At 73.1% G+C, this 23283-nt stretch carries 12 protein-coding genes and 2 pseudogenes; 4 read left to right on the top strand and 10 right to left on the bottom strand.

The window, feature by feature from the left end:
- The 5 genes and pseudogenes from OO63_RS45640 to OO63_RS29640 form a co-directional block, all read right to left on the bottom strand.
- Positions 1–479 (bottom strand): annotated as a pseudogene (locus tag OO63_RS45640) (hypothetical protein); the annotation flags it as partial.
- 44 nt (positions 480–523) lie between these two features.
- Positions 524–2026, bottom strand: coding sequence for a maltokinase N-terminal cap-like domain-containing protein (locus OO63_RS29625; protein WP_051811320.1), 1503 nt, complete (start codon positions 2024–2026; stop codon positions 524–526).
- Between the two features lie 167 nt (positions 2027–2193).
- A complete protein-coding gene (gene treS / locus OO63_RS29630; RefSeq protein WP_030358892.1) occupies positions 2194–3912 on the bottom strand; it encodes a maltose alpha-D-glucosyltransferase in 1719 nt (572 codons plus the stop codon).
- A complete protein-coding gene (locus OO63_RS29635) occupies positions 3909–5993 on the bottom strand; it encodes an alpha-1,4-glucan--maltose-1-phosphate maltosyltransferase (protein WP_078619445.1) in 2085 nt (694 codons plus the stop codon). Before OO63_RS29635 ends, treS begins: the two co-directional genes overlap by 4 nt.
- A 288-nt stretch (positions 5994–6281) precedes the next feature.
- Positions 6282–7481: a S8 family peptidase gene (locus OO63_RS29640; RefSeq protein ID WP_030358894.1), complete on the bottom strand. Its 1200-nt coding sequence runs from the start codon at positions 7479–7481 to the stop codon at positions 6282–6284.
- Between the two features lie 631 nt (positions 7482–8112).
- Between OO63_RS29640 and OO63_RS44030 the strand changes: the two are divergent.
- Positions 8113–8574: pseudogene (locus OO63_RS44030) on the top strand (hemerythrin domain-containing protein); the annotation flags it as partial.
- An 84-nt stretch (positions 8575–8658) separates the two neighbouring features.
- Positions 8659–9048 (top strand): VOC family protein, encoded by a 390-nt coding sequence (locus tag OO63_RS29650; RefSeq protein WP_030359005.1) that lies wholly within the window; start codon positions 8659–8661, stop codon positions 9046–9048.
- A 10-nt stretch (positions 9049–9058) separates the two neighbouring features.
- On the opposite strand, the gene OO63_RS29655 is transcribed toward OO63_RS29650, so the two are convergent.
- Together OO63_RS29655 and OO63_RS47425 are read right to left on the bottom strand one after the other, a co-directional pair.
- Positions 9059–11413 (bottom strand): protein kinase domain-containing protein, encoded by a 2355-nt coding sequence (locus OO63_RS29655; protein ID WP_051811321.1) that lies wholly within the window; start codon positions 11411–11413, stop codon positions 9059–9061.
- Between the two features lie 109 nt (positions 11414–11522).
- Positions 11523–14102: a protein kinase domain-containing protein gene (locus OO63_RS47425; RefSeq protein ID WP_030358896.1), complete on the bottom strand. Its 2580-nt coding sequence runs from the start codon at positions 14100–14102 to the stop codon at positions 11523–11525.
- A gap of 215 nt (positions 14103–14317) precedes the next feature.
- Here OO63_RS47425 and glgP point away from each other — a divergent pair, with 215 nt between their 5' ends.
- Complete coding sequence (gene glgP / locus OO63_RS29665; protein ID WP_030358897.1) at positions 14318–16948, top strand: alpha-glucan family phosphorylase; 2631 nt, start codon at positions 14318–14320, stop codon at positions 16946–16948.
- A gap of 145 nt (positions 16949–17093) precedes the next feature.
- On the opposite strand, the gene OO63_RS29670 is transcribed toward glgP, so the two are convergent.
- The 3 genes from OO63_RS29670 to OO63_RS29680 form a co-directional block, all read right to left on the bottom strand.
- The gene (locus tag OO63_RS29670; protein ID WP_033264599.1) at positions 17094–18737 is read right to left on the bottom strand and encodes a M4 family metallopeptidase; all 1644 of its coding nucleotides are present in this window, start codon (positions 18735–18737) and stop codon (positions 17094–17096) included.
- Between the two features lie 273 nt (positions 18738–19010).
- Positions 19011–20690, bottom strand: coding sequence for a M4 family metallopeptidase (locus OO63_RS29675; protein ID WP_030358899.1), 1680 nt, complete (start codon positions 20688–20690; stop codon positions 19011–19013).
- A 657-nt stretch (positions 20691–21347) separates the two neighbouring features.
- The gene (locus OO63_RS29680; RefSeq protein WP_234311191.1) at positions 21348–22076 is read right to left on the bottom strand and encodes a TetR/AcrR family transcriptional regulator; all 729 of its coding nucleotides are present in this window, start codon (positions 22074–22076) and stop codon (positions 21348–21350) included.
- Between the two features lie 76 nt (positions 22077–22152).
- Between OO63_RS29680 and OO63_RS29685 the strand changes: the two genes are divergently transcribed.
- Positions 22153–23169, top strand: a complete 1017-nt coding sequence (locus tag OO63_RS29685; RefSeq protein WP_078619447.1) for an MBL fold metallo-hydrolase — start codon at positions 22153–22155, stop codon at positions 23167–23169.
- Positions 23170–23283: the final 114 nt, after the last annotated feature.

A 23283-nucleotide genomic window follows, 5' to 3' on the forward strand; every position in this document is an offset into this window, starting at 1 on the left:
GGAGTGGGGGGAGTGGGGGCGCCGGGGTGAGCGGGGGGTGTGGGAGTGACGGAGGCGGTCGCCGCGGCCGTCGCTGTCGCCGTCGTCCGGGGCGCCTCGGAGGCGGGCGTCGCGGCCTTGCCGCTCTTCGCGGGCGCGGCGGCCTCGGCCGTCTTCGTCGCCGTCTTCGCCACCTTCTTGGCCGTCGCCTCGGCTGCCGTCCTGGCCGGCTTCTTGGCCGGCTTCTTCGCTGTCTTCTTGGCGACCGGCTTCGCTGACTCGGCTGTCTGCGTCGTCTTCTTGGCGGGCTTGGCGGGCTTGGTCTTCTTCGCCGGACCGGAGGCCTGGGGCGTCCTCGGCTGCTCGCCCGCGCCGGTCGGCCCGGCCGCCTGCGGGGCCCTTGCCGATGCCGACCGTGCCGTATCCGGCTGCGGGGGGGTGCCGTCGGGCTCGCGTTCGGGCTGGTCCGACGGGGTGCGGGAGGTGGGGCGGCGGGTCACGGGGGCGGCCTCCTGTCAGCGGGCGGGGGTGCGCGGCGGGGCGGTCAGAGGGAGGCGTCGGTGCCGGGGTCGGCGGCTCCCTCGCGCGTGGACCCCGCGGTGAGCCGGTCGAGGGCGGCCAGCGGCACGGGCAGCCAGTCCGGGCGGTGCCGGGCCTCGTACACGGCTTCGTACACGGCCTTGTCCGTCTCGTGGGCGCGCAGGAGCACCGGGGAGGTGCGGGGGTCGCGGCCGGACACGTCGGCGTAGCCGGAGCAGTACGCCGCGCGGCAGGTGTCGGCCCACTCCGGGGACCAGGGGCGGTAGACGCGGGCGGCGTAGTCGAAGGAGCGGAGCATGCCCGCCACGTCGCGGGCGGCGGGCTGCGGCAGGCGGCGCTCGGCGAGCGGGCGCGCGGGCTCGCCCTCGAAGTCGATGAGGGACCAGGTGCCGGACGGGGCGCGCAGGCACTGGCCCAGGTGCAGATCGCCGTGCACGCGCTGGGCCATGAGGCCGGTGTCGCCCTCCCCGAGGTCACCGCCCAGGTCGGCGAGCGCGTCGTAGGCGGTGCGAAGGGCGGGCGCGTACGGGCGCAGCGCGGGGACGGCCTGCGCGGCGGCGTCCAGGCGCTCCGTCATGCCCCGGGCGAGCAGCTCGACCTGCGCGCGGCCGAGCGTCACCGTGGGCAGCGCGGCGGCGAGGGCGGCGTGCACCTCGGCGGTGGCGCGGCCGAGCGCGCGGGCCTCGGCGCTGAAGTCGGCGCCCTTGGCGAGGACTTGGAGTGCGAGCTCCCAGCCGTCCGTCGCCCCGGCCACGTACGGCTGGAGGACCCCGAGGACCAGTGGCTCGTCGGCGCCGTCGGCCGTCATCCACGCGGCGGGCGGCGGCACCCGGCGGCAGCCCTGCGCGGCGAGGGCGAGCGGCAGCTCCAGGTCGGGGTTGACGCCCGGCACCACCCGCCGGAACAGCTTCAGGATGAACGTGTCTCCGTACACGAGCGAGGAGTTGGACTGCTCCGCGCCGAGCGCGCGGGGCACGAGTCCGGGCGGTATGTCGATGCCGTGGGCGTTCCCGGCGGCGGGCGAGCCCGGGGAGCCCGGGGCGGAGCCGTTCCCCGGGGCCCGCAGGAACCGCAGCACGCCGAGGCGCCCCGGAAGCCGCAGCCGTTCCAGGAGCAGCGCGGCAAGACGCGGGTCGTGCAGCGCCTCGTACACGGTGCGCCCGGCCAGCGGGCCGCCGGTGACATGGCCGATCAGGGCGGGCGCCAGCCTCGGCGGGAGTTCGGTGCGGATGCCGAGCAGCAACTGGTAGCAGTCGGGGGGCAGTTCGTGGCCGGCCGCCGGGGCGGCGCCCGGCAGTGACTGGCGTACGCGGACGAGCAGATGCAGCAGTCCCTGCTCGGCACCGGGCGGAAGCAGTTCCGTCGCCGCCACCAGATCGAAGCCCGCGACCGGGCGGCCCTTGCCCGCGAACCACCGCTGGCGCGGCAGCCAGCCGCGCAGCAGCGGATCGAGGGACGCGAGGAGCGCGCCGGGGTCGGCACTGGGGCGGGTGGCGGCTTCCGACATGATGTCCCGTCCTTTCCGCGGCGCGGACAAGTCAGGTACCGAGGGAGGTGCCGAGCAGAGGAGGTGCCGTGTGCGGGAGGTGCCGTGCGGGTCGTGCCGTGGACGAGTGCCCCGTGCGGGGTGGGTCACGCCGGCGAGGCCGACTCACGCCGCCCGTGACGGCGACCTTACGCCGAGTCGTCGCGCAACCGGAACCAGTAGAACCCGTGCCCCGCGAGGGTCAGCAGGTACGGCAGTTCACCGATGGCCGGAAAGCGCACTCCGCCGATGAGTTCGACGGGGTGGCGGCCGTTGAAGGCCTGCAGGTCGAGCTCGGTGGGCTGGGCGAAGCGGGAGAAGTTGTGCACGCACAGGACCAGGTCGTCGCCGTCGTCACCGGTGGAGGGCGCCTCGCGCAGGAAGGCGAGCACCGCCGGGTTGGAGGAGGGCAGTTCGGTGTACGAGCCGAGGCCGAACGCCGGGTTCTGCTTGCGGATCTCGATCATCCGGCGGGTCCAGTGAAGGAGCGACGACGGCGACGACATGGCCGCCTCGACGTTGGTGACCTGGTAGCCGTAGACCGGATCCATGATCGTGGGCAGATACAGACGGCCCGGGTCGCAGGAGGAGAAGCCCGCGTTGCGGTCGGGCGTCCACTGCATCGGGGTGCGCACCGCGTCCCGGTCGCCGAGCCAGATGTTGTCGCCCATGCCGATCTCGTCGCCGTAGTACAGGATCGGCGATCCCGGCAGCGACAGGAGCAGGGCGGTGAACAGCTCGATCTGGTTCCGGTCGTTGTCGAGGAGCGGGGCCAGGCGGCGGCGGATGCCGATGTTGGCGCGCATCCGCGGGTCCTTGGCGTACTCCGCGTACATGTAGTCGCGCTCCTCGTCGGTGACCATCTCCAGGGTCAGCTCGTCGTGGTTGCGCAGGAAGATGCCCCACTGGCAGCCGGAGGGGATGGCCGGGGTCTTGGCGAGGATCTCCGAGACCGGGTAGCGGGACTCGCGGCGCACCGCCATGAAGATCCGCGGCATCACCGGGAAGTGGAACGCCATGTGGCACTCGTCGCCGCCCTCGGCGAAGTCGCCGAAGTAGTCGACGACGTCCTCGGGCCACTGGTTGGCCTCGGCGAGCAGCACCGTGTCGGGGTAGTGCGCGTCGATCTCCTTGCGCACCCGCTTGAGCAGCTCGTGCGTACGCGGCAGGTTCTCGCAGTTGGTGCCCTCCTCCGCGTACAGGTAGGGCACGGCGTCGAGGCGGAAGCCGTCGATGCCGAGGTCGAGCCAGAACCGCAGGGCGGAGACGATCTCCTCCTGGACGGCCGGGTTCTCGAAGTTGAGGTCCGGCTGGTGGGAGAAGAAGCGGTGCCAGTAGTACTGCTTGCGGACCGGGTCGAAGGTCCAGTTGGAGGCCTCGGTGTCGACGAAGATGATGCGGGCGTCCTGGTACTGCTTGTCGTCGTCGGCCCAGACGTAGTAGTCGCCGTAGGGTCCTTCGGGGTCGCTGCGGGAGGCCTGGAACCACGGGTGCTGGTCGCTGGTGTGGTTCATCACGAAGTCGATGATCACGCGCATGCCGCGCTGGTGGGCGCAGTCCACGAACTCCACGAAGTCCGCGAGGTCGCCGAACTCGGGGAGCACCGCCGTGTAGTCCGACACGTCGTAACCGCCGTCGCGCAGCGGCGACTTGAAGAACGGCGGCAGCCACAGGCAGTCCACGCCCAGCCACTGGAGGTAGTCCAGCTTCGCGGTGAGGCCCTTGAGGTCCCCGACGCCGTCGCCGTTGCTGTCCTGGAAGGAGCGGACCAGGACCTCGTAGAAGACGGCGCGTTTGAACCAGTCGGGGTCGCGGTCCTTGGTGGGCGTGTCCTCGAAGGTGTCCTGGACGGGCTCGTTGAAGATCATGATGTGGGTGACCCTCCGATCAGCGGTGAGGACGGTCGCAGGACGAGCACGTGCGCGGGCGCCTGGGCCGGGTCGAGGCGCACGTAGTTGGTCCTGCCCCAGTGGTAGGTCTCGCCGGTGAGCTCGTCGCGCACCGGCACGGACTCGTGCCATTGGAGCCCGAGCTGTGGCATGTTCAACGAGACGGTGGCTTCCTGGGTGTGGTGGGGGTCGAGGTTGACGACCACCAGAACCGTGTTCGAACCGCCGGTGTCCGCCGCCGACTTCGAGTAGGCGATCACCGAGTCGTTGTCGACGTCGTGGAAGTGCAGGTCACGGAGGGTGGCGAGGGCCGGGTTGGCGCGCCTGACCCGGTTCAGGGTGCCGATCAGGGGCGCGATGGTGGTGCCCGCGCGCTCGGCGGCCGCCCAGTCGCGCGGGCGCAGCTGGTACTTCTCCGAGTCCAGGTACTCCTCGCTGCCGGGGCGCGCCGGGGTGTTCTCGCACAGCTCGAAGCCGCTGTACACGCCCCAGGTGGGCGAGAGCGTCGCGGCGAGCACCGCCCGCGCCGCGAACGCGGGCCGCCCGCCCTCCTGGAGGTAGGCGTGCAGGATGTCCGGGGTGTTCACGAAGAAGTTGGGCCGCAGATAGTGCCCGGTCTCGCCCGCCAACTCCTCTAGGTACTCGGTGAGTTCCTGTTTCGTGTTGCGCCAGGTGAAGTACGTGTACGACTGGTGGAAGCCGATCGCGGCAAGGGTGCGCAGCATCGCGGGGCGGGTGAAGGCCTCCGCGAGGAACAGCACGTCCGGGTCGGTGCGGTGGATCTCGGCGAGCACCTCCTCCCAGAACACGACGGGTTTGGTGTGCGGGTTGTCGACGCGGAAGACCCGTACGCCGTGGCCCATCCAGAACCGCAGCAGCCGGACGGTCTCGGCGACCAGGCCCGGCAGGTCCCGGTCGAAGGCCAGCGGGTAGATGTCCTGGTACTTCTTCGGGGGGTTCTCCGCGTACGCGATGGTGCCGTCGGCCCGGTGGGCGAACCAGTCGGGGTGCTTGTCCACCCAGGGGTGGTCCGGCGAGCACTGCAGCGCGAAGTCCAGGGCCACCTCCAGGCCGAGCCGGGCCGCCTCGGCGACGAACGCGTCGAAGTCGTCCAGGGTGCCGAGGTCCGGGTGGACGGCGTCGTGGCCGCCCTCGGGGGAGCCGATGGCCCAGGGCACGCCGACGTCGTCCGGCCCCGCCGACAGGGAGTTGCCCGGGCCCTTGCGGAAGGTGCTGCCGATGGGGTGGATCGGCGGCAGGTACACGATGTCGAAGCCCATGTCCGCGATGGCGGGCAGACGCCCCGCGGCCGTGCGGAAGGTGCCGCTCACGGGCGGGGCGCCCGCGCGCACCACGGCGCCCTCCGAGCGCGGGAAGAACTCGTACCAGGCACCGAAGAGCGCCCGCTCACGGTCCACGCGCAGGGGGAACTCCTCGCTGGAGGTGAGGGGTTCGCGCAGGGGGTGGCGGGCGAGGACGGCGTCCACCTCGGGGGTGAGGGCCGCGGCGAGTCGCGCGGCGGGCGGCCGGGCGCGGTCGCGCAGGGCTTCGGCGGCGGTGCGGAGGATCTCGGCGGGGGTGGGGGACGTGGCCGGGGCGGCGGCTGTGGAGGTGGCGGGCGCGGGCAGCTGCGCGGCGGCCCGTTCGTACAGCCGGGCGCCCTCCTCCAGGACCAGCTCGGTGTCGATGCCCGCGGGTATCTTGATCCCCGCGTGCTGCCGCCAGGTCGTCACCGGGTCGCCCCACGCCTCGACGGCGAAGGTCCACTCGCCCTCCCGGTCGGGCGTGACCCGCGCGCCCCACCGGTCGGTGCCCGGCGCGAGCTCCCGCATCGGGGTCCAGGGCCCTTCTCGCCCCGAGGGATCCCGCAGCACGACATTGCCGCCCACCGCGTCGTGCCCTTCGCGGAAGAGGGTGGCGGTGACCTGGAACGTCTCGCCGACGACGGCTTTGGCGGGGGCGCGGCCGCCGTGCACGACCGGTGCCACGTCCAGGACGGGGATCCGTCCGGTCCGGGGTCGGACGGTGAACTCCCTTGGCGCCTTACGGGGTTGAGGCATGACCGCTCCTGTTCCGCGTGCGAGTGGGCGGAGATGAGTCGTGGAGGGGTTCCGCGGCGCACCCGCTGCGGGCCCGCGAGGGGCGGGTGCGGGTGCGTACCGGAGGAGCCTTCCCACGGTTCTCGGGTGGGCAATCCGGCGCTTTGTTAACTACTCGCGCGTAACGGCACGCACAAGACCAGCCGCTCCCCGAACCCGGTCCCGAAGGCACGGAACCGGCCCCGCCCGTGCAGGCGGAGCCGGTCCCGGGGCGGCGCGCCATCGGCGCGAGACAGGCGAAGCAGCCGACTACAGGCCGCTCACCTGCAGCAACCTGTTCGGCGACCCGGCCCCCGGGCTGGACACGAGCCCCTTGGCGGAGCGCGCGACGAGCTTCTTGGCGACGTCGGCGGGCCGCGCCGACGGATGGCCGGAGAGATACAGCGCGGCCGCGCCCGCGACGTGCGGCGCCGCCATCGACGTACCCGAGGAGAGCGTGGACGCGGTGTCGTTCCGACTCGACGCGGACCGGATCGCCACGCCGGGCGCGAACAGGTCGAGGCCCGCACCCCGGTTGGAGAAGGCGGCCCGGGCGTCGTTCCGGTCGGTGGCGCCGACCGTCAGGGCCTGCTTGACGCGGGCCGGCGAGGACTGGCTCACCGGCTTGTTCTCGTTGCCCGCGGCGACCGTGTACGTCACGCCCGACGCTATGGACGCGCGGACGGCCGCGTCGAGTTGGGCGTTGGGCGGGCCGCCGAGGCTCAGGTTGGCGACCGCGGGCTTGCGGGCGTGCCGGGTCACCCAGTCGATGCCCGCGAGGACCTGGCCGAGGGTGCCGCTGCCCTCGTCGTCGAGCACCCGCACGGCCACGACCTTCGCCTTCTTCGCGACGCCGTACTTGGTGCCCGCGACCGTCGCGGCCACGTGTGTGCCGTGGCCGTTGCCGTCCTGCGCGACCCCGTCGTTCTGCACGAAGTCCCGCCCGGAGCGGGCACGCCCGCCGAAGTCGCGGTGCGAGGTGCGCACGCCGGTGTCGATGACGTACACCGTGACGCCCGCGCCCGCCCGCCGCGGCGCGGTGTACGACTTGTCGAGCGGCAGCCGCTTCTGGTCGATGCGGTCCAGGCCCCAGGACGGCGGGTTCTGCTGCCGCGCGCCCGTGCGCACCCGGGTGTCCGGGACGAGGGAGGCGACGGCCGGGTCGGCGGCGAGACGGGCCGCCTGTGCCGCGTCCGCCCGCACGGCGAAGCCGTTGAGCGCCGCGCTGTACGTGCGGTCGATGCTCGCCCCGTACCGGGCGGCGAGGTCGCGGCCCGCGTCGGACGCGGCGTCCGTGCCCGGCGCGAGCGTCACGACGTAGCCGCTCCGGGCCGCCCCCTGGCCGGTCGGCGTGTCGGGCGCCGCGGGTGCGCCGTGTGCGGTGGTCGGGACGATCGACAGCGCGGCCGCCGTGACGGCGGCCGCGAGAATTCCCTTGGGACGTAGGTGTCTTGCCCGTGGTGCAGCCATGGCTGGATTCCCTCCCCTGGGTCCGACGGCAGGTCCCGCCGCGGGTGCGCGCGCGTCCGCGGGCACGGTGCGTCGGCGGCGCCGTCCCCCGCAGCGTCTCGTGCGGGGAGAGGGGCGACAAGGCCGCATCAGCGGGTGGAACGGGTGGTATCGCCACGAAGCATGATCAAAGCGCCGTGGATTCAAGCTCCAGCTTTGGTTCGTACGAGTAATTCCTAGGATTGACTTGGGGTTTGGAGGTTCGGGAAGATCACCTCAGGGCCCTGGGCGGCAACCCGTCCCGGACCCCCGCCGCGGTCCGGACTCCGGCGGGGGAGCGGGCGGGTGCCGACCCGACCCCGGCCGTCGTGCGTTGACAGGGCGCGGGAGAGGCGTCTGTAATGGGCGAGTGCCGCGTGGCACCGGCCAGAAAGCAGTGGGCAGGCCGGTGACCGGGCGAGCACCCGCACCAAGGGACATGACCTTGTGTACTGATCACTTCACCTCGCCGCGCACCGGCACGACGTCCTCGACGTGACCGTGCCCGCGCGCCGGGCCCATCGAGCCTGAGCGCGCCTCGCGTACCCCTCTTCTTCCTTTCTTTCTTCTCTTCTTTCTGCGCTTGGAGAACCCCTTCCGCATGCCCACGCCCATGCCCGCTCCCGCCGCCACGCCCGCCCCCCGGGAGATCCACACCCTCGCCGACAAGCTCCTCGAAGTGCACGACTGGCTGCGCGGCCAGCTGGTCGAGCTGCGCGCCGAGGCCGCCGCGCACTTCGCCGAACGCGCCGCCCACCAGGGCCCCGGACAGCCGCCCGCGCCCGGCCTCGGGCTGCAGATCAGGCAGCGCTGCCTGGAGTTCTGCGACGCGCTGACCTTCCACCACACCAGCGAGGACGACCACGTCTTCCCCGGCGTCGCCGCGCACCACCCGCACCTGCGGCCCGCCCTGGACCGGCTGAGCACGGAACACCGTGCCATCGCCCGGCTCAAGGAGAGCCTCGTCGGGCTGCTCGCCGACCTCGCCGCGGCCGAACCCGAGGAGTTCCTCGGGGAGTTCGACCGTCTGGCCGCGGACCTGACGGAACATCTGGAGTACGAGGAGACCTGGCTCGTTCCCGTGCTCGCCGAGGTACCGTTCCCGCCGGTAGCGCCCGCACCCGAGGAAGGAACAGCAGTGACCACCGAGCGAAGCACTGTGCGCGTCAAGGACTTCGACCACCTCGTCCTGAACGTCGGGGACGTCGAGCGGGCCCTGGACTTCTACTGCGGCACCCTCGGCCTGGAGCCGGTCCGGGTCGAGGAGTGGCGTGCCGGGAAGGTCCCGTTCCCCTCGGCGCGCGTCAGCGAGGTGACCATCATCGACCTGGTCTCCGGCGAGCGCGGCGAGGCCGAGGAGTCGAACGTCGACCACATCTGCCTGGTCGTGGAGCCGCTGGACTGGCAGGAGGTCATCGACTCCGGCACCTTCACCGTCCTGGAGGGCCCCGTCGGCAGATTCGGCGCCCGGGGCGACGCCGAGTCGATCTACGTACAGGACCCGGACGGGAACTCCGTGGAGCTGCGCTGGTATCCGCAGGACCGGTGAGCGCGGGCCCTCACAGGATCCGGCCCGAGACGATCGGTCCCTTGCCGGACTCGGCGAACACCGCGCCGCCGAGGAAGAGGGGCGTGTACAGCGTCTTGGGTTCGGGGCCCGTGGCGGAGTAGGGGATGGACCAGGTGGTGACCCGCTCCGCGTCGCCGTCGAGCGGCACGCCGCGGACGTCGAACGAGTTCACGACGAACACCCGGTCCTTCGACAGGGCGAGCGCCGTGGCGTCGCCGCCCGCGGGCAGGTCCCACAGCCGCTTCCCCGACCGCCAGGCGTACCCCGTCAGGCGGTTGGGGGAGCGGGGGCGCGGGGAGTGGGAGATGACCAGGACGTCGGCGCTCCCCACGACCGGCGGGGCGAGCGGTTTGCCCGTCCCGACGGTCCGGCGCACGGCGAGGGTGTCCGGGTCCAGGATCCGCACTCCGTCCTGCGTCCGGGACCAGCACACCAAGGCGTCGCGGTGGCCGAGGAGGCTGTCGCACAACGGCTTGGCGACGCGGGCGGCCCGGTCGCCGTCCTTGGCGGACAGCGCGAGCACGCCGCCGTTCTCCAGGGCGGTGTACAGCACGCCGCCCCGGACGAGTGGTGTGCCCTGGGGCTTGCCCTTGAGCGTGGTCTGCCAGAGCTGGCGCCCCGTCTCGGCGTTCCTGGCCCGCACGGTGGTGGTGTACGGGTCGGGGGCGCCGTCGAGGTTGAACTCTGCCGTGTACACCACCCCTTGGGCGTGCGTCATCGCGATCAGGCCCGCGTACCGTGGCGTCCCGTGGCGCCAGACCACGTCGCCCCGCTTCACGCCGAGCGCGCTGACGCCGCGTTCGCTCGGGACGTAGACCCGCTCGGCGTCGGCCTCCGGAGGGTTCTCCTGGGAGCCGCTCGGCGCGCTCGGGAAGCCGCGCGTCGACCAGCGGTCGGCACCCGTGGCCGCGTTCAGGGCCCGGGCTGCGCCGCGCCCGTCCCGGCACACGAGGGTGTCCCCGGTCAGGACGCAGCCCTTCCCCATGCCGTCCATGCCCCGGGACCGCTCGCGGGACCAGAACCGCCAGTCGTCCGGGCGCTTCGCACGGTCGGCCGCCGACGGACCGAACTCGCCGGAGTGGTCCTGGTTCCCGTACGCGGTGACCACCCGGTCGGCCACGGCCCGGGGGGCGCCCGGCGGCTTCCTCGACGGGTCGTCGCCGGGGCCGTCCCGGAGCGCGTCCGGCAGCGTCACGGCGGCCACCGCGAGCCCGGCCGTGGTGAGCGCCGCCGCCAGGACCCACAGACGACGGCGGCCGCGCCGGGGCGGGGCGGCGGCGGGCGGCGTGACCGGCGGCGGTGCCGGAGCCGCGCCCAGCGTCGGGGACGGCTCGGCCCGCAGCCGGGGCCCCGAGACGCCCGCCGTGGTCGCGGCGTCGGCGAACCCGCCCTGGTCGTGGGCGCGTTCACTGGCCGCCACGGCCTCCCGGTACTCGGCGAAGAGCGACAGGACGTCGGCGGGCCAAGGGAAGAGGGCGGGGGCCGGGGAGGGGCTTGGGGGTGTGCCGTCCCCGGGGGCGGACAGGGTGGTGGCCAGGGCTTCCGGGGTGGGGCGGTTCTCCGGGGTCGGGTGCAGGCACGCGGCGAGGGTGTCGCGCAGCTCCGGCGGTACGTCGGACAGGTCGGCGTCGCCCCGCACGATGCGGAAGACGACGGCGGCGGCCTCCGGGTCGTCGAAGGGGCCGCGGCCGGTCGCCGCGTGGCACAGGACCGCGCCGAGAGAGAACACGTCCGACGCGGGCACGACCGCGTGCGAGCCCTCGATCTGCTCCGGCGCGAGGAAGCCGGGCGTGCCCACCAGGACGCCCGTCATGGTCAGGGCCGTCGCCTCGAAGGCCTGGGCGATGCCGAAGTCGATCAGGCGCGGCCCGTCCGGCGCGAGCAGCACGTTGGCCGGCTTCAGGTCCCGGTGCAGGACCCGCGCCCCGTGCACGGCGGTGAGCGCGCGGGCGAGCGCGGCACCCAGCGCGCGCACCGCGGGGACCGGCAGCGGACCGCAGCGCTCGACCACGTCGGCCAGGGACGGGCCCGCTATGTACTCCGTGGCCAGCCAGGGGCGTTCGGCGTCCGCGTCGGCGTCCACCAGGGCGGCGGTGAACGGTCCCGTGACGGCACGGGCCGCGGCGATCTCCCGCCGGAACCGCGCCCGGAACGCGTCGTCGAGGTCCAGGTCCTGCCGCACCACCTTCACCGCGACCAGCGGCGGCACGCCCTGCCCGTCCCGGTCGCCCCGCCGGTCCCGGCGCGCCAGGAACACCTCGCCCATGCCGCCCGCACCGATCCTGGCGAGCAGGGTGTGCGGGCCGATGCGGCGGGGGGTGCCCGGCGGGAGGGGGACGAGCATGGGGCTCCTCGGGTCGGTTCGGGGGCGGTTCGGGGCAGATTCGAGGCAGATTCGAGGCAGAGGGGACGGGCTCCGCCGGGGAGTCGGTCCTGCTGGGGAGTCGGGCCCGCTACGGAATGGCCACCGACGAGATCCTGCCCTCGTCGTACACGATGTGCGCCACGCCCCCGAGGGCCAGGACGGTCGGCGGGCGCAGCGTCTCGGAGATGACGGTGCCGGCCGCGTTCGGCGGCGGTTCGGGGCGGTCGCCGGGTGCGCCGGGCACCGGAAGGCGGGTGGCCTTGCCGCCGTCGTCGCCGAGCGGAAGCGTGTACAGCGCCGCGTTGCTGGCGTAGACGACGCGGTTGCCGAGGATGAGCGGCGCCGACGGCGGGACCTTGTCCTTCGGGGTCCGCTCGGCGTACAGGGACTTCCCCGTGCGTACGTCGTGCACGAGGACCCGGCCCGCGCGGCTGTCCTTGACTACCGCGACGGCGTCGTCCACGGCGGTCACGAAGGGCGCCGGTCCTTCGCCCTTCGACGGCGGGAACCGCAGCGGGCCGTCCATCCTCTTGAGGGTGCGCGGCGTCAGGCGCAGCACCTCGGCGCGCGCCCCCGGGCCGCCGCCCTCCTCGCCGGTGGCGCACAGCACCGCCTTCGCGGTCGCGAGGACCGCGCCGCACGTCTCGTCGGACCGGCCGAGGGGGTCGCCGGTCCTGGCGTCGTACGCGGCGAGGCCCCGCTTCTGGTCGGCGTAGACGACCCCGTCGCGCAGGGCCCGTACCCCGTACAGATTCAGTTCCGCCTTGGCCCGGGCGGCCTCGCCGAGCGTCTTCTCCCAGCGGAGGCGGCCGGTGACGGCGTCGTACGCGAACAGGGACGGCGCCGGGTCGTCCTCCTGGACGAACGGCACCTGCGCGACGACCAGCACGACGTCGTCGTCGAGGAACGGGGTACCGCTGAACACGCGCCGCTTGTCCGGCGGTTGGGCCTTCCAGAGCACCTTTCCCGTCGCGGAGTCGCGCAGTTGCAGGACGCCGTCGCGGGCGATGGCCGCCCTGCCGCCCCTGACGCCCGGTTCCAGGCGGTCCCCGGGCATGAAGAAGGATCCGCTCGGGCCGTAGTACGCCTCGTCCATGCCGCTCTCCGGGTCGATCTTCCCGGACGTCCACAGCCGCTTGCCGTCGCTCGTGCGCACGGCCTCGTACGTGCCGTTGGTGAGCAGGCACACGAGGGCGCGGGTGTCGGCGGAGCAGCCCATCGGGGCGTGGCTGAGCCTGCCCTGCCAGGCCTTCCAGCCCTTGGGGCGCTGGGTCGCGATCTGCGGTACGGCGCCCGACGCGTCCGCCGTGCCGCCGGCGCTCACCTCGGCCCGCGCGATCAGCTTCTTGACGGCCGCGGGGGCCTTCGGTCCTGGCTCGACCCAGCCGGACCGCCCGCCGCGGCCGGGGCCCTCGGAGCTCGCGCCACCGCTGCCGCCGTCCCCGCCCCCGTCCGACGCCCCCGGGCCCCACACCGCGAGCGCCCCGCCGAGCGCCGCGGCGACCACGCCGACGGCGACGATGCCGAGGACGGCGCGGCGGCGCCGGGAGCGGGCGGGACCGGTGGCGGCCCCCGGCACGCGGGGCGGGGAGCCGCTCATCGTCGGCAACCGGTGCGCGCCGCCCGGGCCGTGCCCCGCACCGGCCTGCTCGGCCCCGCCCTGCCCCGGCGCCGTCGCAGGCCCGTCCTGGGCCGTCGCCGGATGCCCGGCCCCCGCCGCCTCCGGCCACACCGGCACCGGCAGCAACGGCCGCCCCGAGGCGCACAGTTGCTCGACATCCCGGCGCGCCTCGGCCGTGCGGGCGCGGACGGGCTCGGGCCACCCGGGGGCGCTCGCCGCCTCACGGAGGGCGCCGAACCGCTCGACGAGGTCGGCGGGCGCGGGCCGTTCGTCCGGGTCGCGCACGAGGCAGGCCGCGAGCACGGACCGCAGCTCGTCGGGCATGCCGGTGAGGTCGGTCTCGGCCTGCGAGACCCGGTACAGGACGGCCGCCACCGGGCCGTCGCCGAAAGGATCGCGCCCGGTCACCGCGTAGGTGAGCACGGACGCGAGGCAGAAGACGTCGGACGCGGCCACCACGTGTCTGCCGCCCGCCACGTGCTCGGGCGACATGAAGCCCGGCGTGCCCACGAGGAGCCCCGTCGACGTCATGGTGGACGCCGCCTGCACCCGGGCCACGCCGAAGTCGATCATCTTGGGCCCGTCGAGGGCGAGCAGGACGTTCGCGGGCTTGAGGTCGCGGTGCAGCGCCCCCGCGCCGTGCACGGCGGCGAGGGCCCGCGCCAGGCCCTCGCCGAGGGAGGCGACGGCGCCCGCGGGCAGCGGTCCGTGGCCGCGTACCGCCTCGGCGAGGGTGGGGCCGACCACGTACTCCGTGGCCAGCCAAGGCTGTTCGGCGTCGGTGTCGCTGCCGACCAGGCGCGCCACGTACGGGTCGCGGATCGCGGCGGCGACCTCGGCCTCCCGCCGGAAGCGGCGCCGGAACACCGCGTCCGTCGCCAGCTCGTTGCGGATGGCCTTGACGGCGACCAGGTCACCGGGCCCGTACGCGGAGAGGTCGAGGGGCCGCCCGAGGAACACTTCTCCCATGCCGCCCGCGCCGAGCCGCGCCAGCGTCTCGTACGGTCCTATCCGGCGTGGTGACGACTCCCGCAGCTGGCCGATCATCCGCCCCGTACCCCCTGTGACCGCGTGAACTCTCGTGACCGGGGGTCACGTTATCCCCACGACGGCCCCGATGGCGCGGCTGGTCCACGTCAATGTGGGCGCTCCGGGCGCGCCCCGTGCGCCGTGGTTGCCGGGCCCCCGCGCCGCTACCTTCGATACGCCGACAACGTCACGTACGCCTTTCCGACAGAGCCCCTTTCCGACAGAGGTGCCCCGTGAAAGCCATCCGTCGATTCACCGTACGTCCCGTCCTGCCCGCCCCGCTCGGCCCGCTCGCCGAGCTCGCCCGCAATCTGCGCTGGTCCTGGCACCCGGCGACCCGCGACCTGTTCCGCGACGCCGACCCGGCCCTGTGGGAGGCCGCGGGCGGCGACCCCGTGCGGCTGCTCGGCTCGGTGCCGTCCGCGCGGCTCACCGCCCTCGCCACCGACGACGGCTATCTGCGGCGCCTGCGCGAGGCCGCCGGCGACCTGCGCGAGTACGTCACCGGGGAGCGCTGGTACCAGGAGCGGCAACGCGAGCCCGGCCGTGAACTGCCCGGCGCCATCGCCTACTTCTCACCCGAGTTCGGCGTCACCGCCGCCCTGCCGCAGTACTCCGGCGGCCTCGGCATCCTCGCCGGCGACCACCTGAAGGCCGCGAGCGACCTCGGCGTGCCCCTCATCGGCGTCGGACTGCTCTACCGGCACGGCTACTTCCGCCAGTCCCTCACCCGCGACGGCTGGCAGCAGGAGCACTACCCCGTCCTCGACCCCAACGAGCTGCCCCTCACCCTCCTCCGCGACACCGACGGCACCCCCGCCCAGGTGCGGCTCGCCCTGCCCGGCGGCCGCTCCCTGCGCGCCCACGTCTGGCAGGCACAGGTCGGCCGGGTACCGCTGCTCCTGCTCGACTCCGACGTGGAGGAGAACGACCCGGCCGCCCGCGAGGTGACCGACCGGCTCTACGGCGGCGGCAGCGAACACCGCCTGCTCCAGGAGATGCTGCTCGGCATCGGCGGCGTGCGGGCCGTGCGCGCCTACTGCCGCCTCACCGGACACGCCGAACCCGAGGTCTTCCACACCAACGAGGGCCACGCCGGGTTCCTCGGCCTGGAACGCATCCACGAACGCGTCGGCGACGGCCTCGGCTTCGACGCGGCCCTGGAGTCCGTGCGCGGCGGCACCGTCTTCACCACCCACACCCCCGTGCCCGCGGGCATCGACCGCTTCGACCGCGAACTCGTCGCCCACCACTTCGGCCCCGACGCCGAACTGCCCCGCGTCGACGTCGAGCAGATCCTGCGCCTCGGCATGGAGACCTACCCCGGCGGCGAGCCCAACCTCTTCAACATGGCCGTCATGGGCCTGCGCCTCGGCCGCTGCGCCAACGGCGTCTCCACCCTGCACGGCAAGGTCAGCCGGGAGATGTTCCAGGGCCTGTGGCCCGGGTTCGACCCCGAGGAGGTGCCCATCACCTCCGTCACCAACGGCGTGCACGCCCCGACCTGGGTGGCCCCCGAGGTGATCCGGCTCGGCGCCCGCCAGATCGGGCAGCGGCGCACCGACCGGGCCCTGTCCGTCGGCGGCTCCGAACGCTGGGACGCCGTCGCCGACATCCAGGACGGCGACATCTGGCTGCTGCGCCGCGAACTGCGCGCCCAGCTCGTCGACGAGGTCCGGCGGCGCCTGCACCTCTCCTGGCGCCAGCGCGGCGCCGCCACCGCCGAACTGGGCTGGATCGACGAGGTCCTCGACCCCGACGTCCTCACCATCGGCTTCGCCCGCCGCGTCCCCTCGTACAAACGCCTGACCCTGATGCTGCGCGACCGCGACCGCCTGATGGAACTCCTCGGCCACCCCGAGCGGCCCGTGCAGATCGTCGTCGCGGGCAAGGCGCACCCCGCCGACGACGGCGGCAAGCGGCTCATCCAGGACCTGGTGCGCTTCACCGACGACCCGCGCGTGCGCCACCGCATCGTGTTCCTGCCGGACTACGGCATGGCGATGGCCCAGAAGCTGTACGCGGGCTGCGACGTCTGGCTCAACAACCCGCTGCGCCCCCTGGAGGCCTGCGGCACCTCCGGCATGAAGGCCGCCCTCAACGGCTGCCTCAACCTGTCGGTCCTCGACGGCTGGTGGGACGAGTGGTTCGAGCCCGACTTCGGCTGGGCCATCCCCACCGCCGACGGCGCCGCCACCGACGACCACCGCCGCGACGACCTGGAGGCCGCCGCGCTCTACGACCTCCTGGAGCGCCGCATCACCCCCCGTTTCTACGAGCACGGCCCCGGCGGACTGCCCGACCGCTGGATCGAGATGGTCCGCAGGACCCTGACCCGCCTCGGCCCGAAGGTCCTCGCGGGCCGCATGGTGCGTGAGTACGTGGAGCGCCTGTACGTCCCCGCCGCCCGCGCCCACCGCGTGCTCGTGCCGGACGCCGCCGCTTCGCTCGCCGCCTGGAAGACCCGGGTCCGCGCGGCCTGGCCCCGCGTCGCCGTCGACCACGTGGAGGCCTCCGCCGTCGGCGCCACCGCCGAACTCGGCACCACCCTCGCCCTGCGCGTCCGCGTCCAGCTCGGCGACCTCACCCCCGACGACGTCGAGGTCCAGGCCATCGCGGGCCGCGTCGACCCCGAGGACCACCTCACCGACGTGACCCCGGTGGCGCTGAAGCCCGCGAGCGGCCCCGACCCCGAGGGCCGCCTCCTGTACGAGGGCCCCCTCGCCCTGGACCGCACCGGCCCCTTCGGCTACACGGTCCGCATCCTGCCCGCCCACCACTTGCTGTCCGACGGCGCGGAGATGGGCTTGGTGGCGGTGCCGTCGGAGGGGACGGGGGAGGGGGCGGGGGTGCTGATGCGGTAAGGGGAGGGGCGCCCCGAAGGGGCGCGGGGAACTGCGCGCCCAGCCACATCGGACCCGCACGGTCCAAACCACATGGTGCGGGCGGCGCCCGGGGGACAGCTCCCCCCCCCGGGCGCCGCCCGGCTCTAAAGGCCCAGGGGCCAGCTCACTTGACGTTCACACCGGTCCACGCGGCCGCGACAGCCTTCGCCTCGGCGGAGTCGACCCCATACAGATCGGCGGCAGCCTTGACCGTGTCCTTGCGCGCCTGCGCGTAATCCGTCGTCGTGGTGAAGTACGTGGTCAGCGCCTTGAACCAGATCTTCTCGGCCTTCTCACGCCCGATGCCCTCGACCTTGGACCCGTCCTTGGTCGGGCTGTCGTACTTGACGCCGTTGATCTCCTTCGCGCCGCTGCCCTCGCTCAGCAGGTAGAAGAAGTGGTTGGCGATGCCGGACGAGTAGTGCACGTCGACGTTGCCGGCGTTGGTGTCCCAGTAGTCCAGGGAGTTGCCGTCCTTGGAGGGCTTGTCCATGTACCGCAGCGGGGTGCCGTCGCCGTTGATGTCGATCTTCTCGCCGACCAGGTAGTCGCCCTTGTCCTGGGCGTTGTTCGCCTTGAACTCGACGGCGGCGGCGAAGATGTCGCTGGTGGCCTCGTTCAGGCCGCCGGACTCGCCGCTGTACTCCATGTTGCCGGTGGCCGAGGTGACGCCGTGCGTCATCTCGTGCGCGGCCACGTCGATGGACGTGAGCGGCTTGGCGTTGCCCTCGCCGTCGCCGTACGTCATGCAGAAGCAGGAGTCCTGCCAGAAGGCGTTGACGTAGTTGTTGCCGTAGTGCACGCGGGACGTGGCGCCCTTGCCGTCGCCCTTGATGCCGCTGCGGCCGTGCACATCCTTGTAGTAGTCCCAGGTGAGACCCGCGCCGTAGGCGGCGTCGACGGCCGCGGTCTGGGTGTCGGCCGGCTTGCCGGTGCCCCAGGTGTCGTCCGCGTCGGTGTACAGCTTGCCGCCGCTTGAGCCGTGGTTCAGGTCGAGTGTCTTGTGGTTGCCGCGGCCGCCGTCGGTCAGCTCGAAGCCGCTGCCCGCCTTGGTGGAGCCCACCTCGACGTCGCCGCTGTACTGGCTGTGGCCCTTGCCGTTCTCGACGGCCTGGTACTGGAACAGCTTCTTGCCGGTCGCCGCGTCGGTGATGACGTGCAGCTCGCTCGGCGTGCCGTCCTTCTGCGTGCCGGTGACGACCGTCTCGAAGGCCAGGGTCGGCTTGCCCTCGGCCGCCCAGACGACCTTGCGCGGCGCGTTCGCGTCGGTCTTCTTCGTCTCACCGGTCTTCGCCGCCGTCGACTCCGCGGCCTTCGCGACCGCCTTCGGCGCGAGCTTCGCGCTGGTCGACCTGACCTTCACGGTCGCCTTCGTCGCCTTGCTGACGCCCTTGACCGCGCCGCTCTTGGCGGTGTGCACGACCAGGTCGCCGCCGAGGACGGGCAGGCCGTCGTACGTGCGCTCGTAGCGGGTGTGCGTCGTGCCGTCGCGGTCCTTGACCACGTCGCGGACGACGAGCTTCTCCTTGGCGCCGAGACCGATCTTCTCGGCGGTGGCCGCCGTCTTCGTCTCGGCGTCCTGGATCAGGCCGGTGCGGACGGAGGCGGAGAGCCGCATGGGGGAGGCGGCGGAGGCCTCGGCGGCGTTGCCGCTGACGTCCTGCTGTGCGGAGGCGCCGGTGGTCAGTCCGGCGGTGAGCAGCGCTCCGGCGGCGGCTGCGGTGGCGATGACCAGGGTGGAACGCTTCCTCGATATGTGGGGGGTCACGCAAGCTCCTTGTGTGGGGGAGCCCGGGTGGCATGGGGGACCACCCGGGCCGATAAGTGCTGTGCGGATGTAACTGGTGTGCCGTGCGGGGGAAGCGTGCCATTTGGGGCAGGTGCATGTCAGGACCTTGATTGAATGTTGGCCAAAAGAAGTTCGTTGGCCGAAGGTCAAGGTCCGCAATGCGAACAGTGGGTGAAGAGGGGTGCCGCCCCCGGGCAGTTGGCGGGAAAGCGCTGCCCGGGGCGGCTCTGTCTCACGACTGCGGTGGGGTGACTACGGCCGGGTGCCGACGTTCACCGCCGCCCAGGCGTTCGCCACCGCCTTGTACTCGGCGCTCGCCGTGCCGCCGAACAGCTCGCTCGCCGCCGCGAGCGTGCCGGTCCGTGCCGCCGCGTAGTTGGTGGTCGTGTTGAACTTCGTGGTGAGTGCCCTGAACCAGATCTTGGCGGCCTTGTCGATGCCAATTCCGGTCACAGGCTTGTTGTCGTACGTCGGCGAGTCGTAGGAGACGCCATTCACGACCTTCTTCCCGCTGCCCTCGCTGAGCAGGTAGAAGAAGTGGTTGGCGATGCCCGAGGAGTAGTGCACGTCCACGTTGCCCGCGCTGCTGCTCCAGTTGTCGAGCGAACGGCCGTCCTTGGAGGGCTTGTCCATGTAGCGCAGCGGCGTGCCGTTGCCCCGGATGTCGATCTTCTCGCCGACGAGATAGTCGCCCACGTCGCTCGGGTTCTTGGCGTTGAACTCCACGGCCGCGGCGAAGATGTCGCTCGTCGCCTCGTTCAGACCGCCCGGCTCGCGGCTGTACTGCATGTTGCCCGTCGCCGACGTCACGCCGTGCGTCATCTCGTGGGCCGCCACGTCGATGGACGTGAGGGGCTTGGCGTTGCCCGCGCCGTCCCCGTACGTCATGCAGAAGCATCCGTTCTGCCAGAACGCGTTGGAGTAGTTGTTCCCGTAGTGCACCCGCGAGGTCGCGCCGACCCCGTCGTTGCGGATCCCGTTGCGGCCGTGCACGCCCTTGTAGTAGTCCCACGTCAGCGCCGCGCCGTAGTGCGCGTCCGCGCCCGCCGTCTCCGCGTTCGACGGCTGGCCGTTGCCCCACACGTCGTCCGGGCCCGTGAACAGCGTGCCGCCGGACGTGCCCCGGTTGAGGTTGTACGTGCGGTGGTTGCCGCGCTGGGTGTCGCTGAGGGTGTACTGCGAGCCCGACTGCGCCGTGCCGAGCGTGACCTGGCCGCTGTACATCGTGTTGCCGGTGCCGTTGTGCACGGCCTGCCACTGCCGCAGCTTCTTGCCGGTCGCCGCGTCGGTGATGACGTGCAGCTCGTTCGGCGTGCCGTCCTTCTGCACTCCGCCGATCACCGTCTCGTACGCGATGACGGGGGCGCCGCCCTTGGTGTCGACCAACCACACGACCTTGCGCGGCTCCTGCGACGCCTTGGTCTTCGTGGACTTCTCCGACTTGGCCGCGCCGAGCGCCTGCTTCTCGGCGGCCGCCGGCTTCACCTCGGCCCCGGTGTCGGTTCCGGCGAGCTTCGCCTTGGAGGCGCGGTTGACGTCCGTCACCTTGCCGCTCTTGTCGGTGGCGACCACCATGTCGCCGCCGAGGACTGGAAGTCCGGCGTAGGTGCGCTCGTAGCGGGTGTGCGTCGTGCCGTCGCGGTCCTTCACGACGTCGCGGACGACGAGCTTCTCCTTGGCGCTGAGGCCGAGGGTGGCGGCGGTGGCGGCCGTGCTCGTGTCCGCCTCGCGTATCAGCTCGGCGCGCTGGGACGGGGAGAGCTTCATGGGCAGGGCGCCGGTGTCGACCTTGGTGCCCGAGGCCGGGTTGTCGGCTGACGCGGTGCCCGCCTGCACGGCCATGCCGAGGAGGGCGGCTACGGCCGTGAAGGTGCCGATGGCGGTGGTGCGGCGGCGGGCGGTACGTCTGCGGGGTGTGGGGGAGTTGCTCAACACGGACTCCTTCTGCGCGGCCGCTGGTCCAGCGGCCAGGGGGCGACCGGACGGCGGTGACCGTCCGGGGCGGAGCAGGCAGTACGTGGTGCGGTGAGCTGGGCGCCGCGCACGCGTGAGCGCGCGTGCGGCTGGTGAGGGGAAGGGTGCCATTCGGGGCAGGGACATGTCAGGTCGGTGAACTCACTTTGGCTGGAATACGTTCGGTGTTCGAATTTTTGTGTCCGGTATGCGGTTTCTCGCGGGGCGCGTTGGGGGGTGTTGGGGTGCGTTCGGGCTTGCCGCCCTTCGCCCGCTGTCCGGTTCGGGCTTGCTGCCCTTCGTCCTCTGCCCGGTTCGGGGTTGCGGTCCTTTCGCCCTCTGTCCGGTTGTGGGGCGGGGCCGCGCCGGTATGTCCGTGCTCGCGTGTGCGTCGTCGCCCACAGCTCCTGTACGCCCCTCGTGGTGAGCCGAGCTGCGCGCGGACATACCGGCACGTCCCCTCCGGTCCGGATTGCGGGGATCGGTCCGGTGGGGTGCGGTCCCTGCCAGTTGCCCCCACCCTGTGGGCAGCTGGGCCGCCAGGGGCGGCACGGGTGGGCACAGCCCCGGTCGGCGGTGACTGTGATGTGGTGGGGGAGAGGTGCGGCCCCCGGGTGCTGTCGGGTTGGGGTGTGGTCAGGAGGGGGCGTCGGCTGTGCGGGTGGTGTGGGCCGAGTGGGGGGTTGGCCAGGGTTCCGACGGGGTCGCTTCGTGGTGGAGGCCGGTGAGCGTCGCGCGGACGGTGCGCTCCGTCTGGCGGTCCGCTGCCTCCGGGCCGTCGACGGCGATGAGCCCGTCGGCGAGCAGGGCGGCGAGCCCGTGCATCGCCGTCCAGACGACGAAGTCGGCCCCGGTGCGGGCGGCGGGCGCCAAGTGGCCGGACTTCACGAGGAGGTCGAGCTCGGCGTCGAGGACGCGGTGGGGGTGGGGGGCCAGGGGGTCGACCCCGGACTCCCGGGGCTCGACCCCGGACCCCCGCCCGGCCGGCGAGGCCCCCGCCCCGAAAGCGAGCCGCGTCACCGCCGGATCCTCCAGCGCCGCCCGCACATAAGCCTGGCCGACGGCCACGAGGCGCCGGTGCGGGTCGGCCTCGGCGGGAAGGTCGGCCGCCCGGCCCATGCGCTCACCGAGCTGGCCGAGCACGCGCAGCGACAGCGCCCCGACCAGCGCGTCACGCGAGGAGAAGTGGTGGTACGCGGCGCTGGGGCTGACCCCGACCCGGGCGGACGCCTCCCGCAACGACCAGCCGTCGACGCCGCGTTCACGGACCAGCGCCTCGGCGGCGTCCAGGAGCGCGCCCCGCAGGTCCCCGTGGTGATAGCGCCCTCGCCCCGTGCTCTTGCCCTTCATGGTGTCCTCTCCCATGCCCTCCATCTTAACAGTGCTCAGATTGGTGCTACGGTGCCCGTGCAATCTGAACGCCGCTTAGATTGGAGGGGTCATGGGCACGCAGGGACCGCTGGAGGGGTCGGCTCGGGGATCGGCCGGAGCGGGGTCGGAGGGGGTGTCGGAGACGGCGTCGCGCGGTGCGCCGGAGGGCGCGTCGGCCGAAGTCGCGGAAGGGGCGCCCGACCTGACCAGCACACCCCCGCCGATCGTGCGCGGAGCACCCGTCGAAGTGGCCGACGGCGTCCACGTGATCCCCGACGGCCGCGTGGAACTGGTCCCGAACGTGGGCATCGTCGTGGGCGCGCACGCCGCCCTGGTCGTCGACACCGGCATCGGCCCGCGCAACGGCGCGTACGTCCTGGAACGGGCCAGGGAACTCGCGGGCGACCGGAAGCTCTATCTCACCCTCACCCACTTCCACCCCGAACACGGCTTCGGGGCCCAGGCGTTCAAGGGTGCGGCCACCATTGTCTATAACCAAGGCCAGCGCGACGAGCTGCGGCGCAAGGGCAGCGCGTACCTCGACATGTTCAAGGGTCTGGGCGACGCCGTGGCGGCCGAGCTGGAGGGCGTCACACTGGTCGAGCCCGACATGACGTACGAGGGGAGCGTCGAGCTGGACCTCGGCGGCCGCGTCGCCGAGCTGCGGCCGGTCGGCCCCGCGCACACCGCGTCCGACCAGATCGTCCTCGTCGACGGCCGGGTGCTCTTCGGCGGAGACCTCCTGGAGACCCGGATCTTCCCGATCGCCCCGTACTTCCCGCCGTACGACACCGATGTCGACGGCGACCGCTGGATCGCCGTCCTCGACGAACTCCTCGCCCTCGGCCCGGAGATCGTCGTCCCCGGCCACGGCGAGGTCACCGACGCGGCCCTGATCCGCGACGTCCGCGACTACCTCGTGTACGTCCGGGCCGAGACCCACCGGCTGCGGGGTGAAGGCGCCTCCGCCGACGAGACGGCGGCCGCCGTCGACCAGGCCGCCCGTGCCCGCTGGAGCACCTGGGAGCGGCCGGAGTGGATCGGCCTCGCGGCCCGCGCGTTCTACGCGGCCGGGGGCGCCGCCTGAGCGCATTCGGGTGTACGCGGACGCGCGGGCGTTGCGGTCGGCCGCCGGGCGCGGATGATGGGCGTCGCGGCGGCGCGGTCGCCGCCGCGTGCCCCGGCCGTCGAGCGAGCGGGA

It is taken from the genome of Streptomyces alboflavus (genome assembly GCF_000716675.1).
GTDB classification, from domain to species: domain Bacteria; phylum Actinomycetota; class Actinomycetes; order Streptomycetales; family Streptomycetaceae; genus Streptomyces; species Streptomyces alboflavus.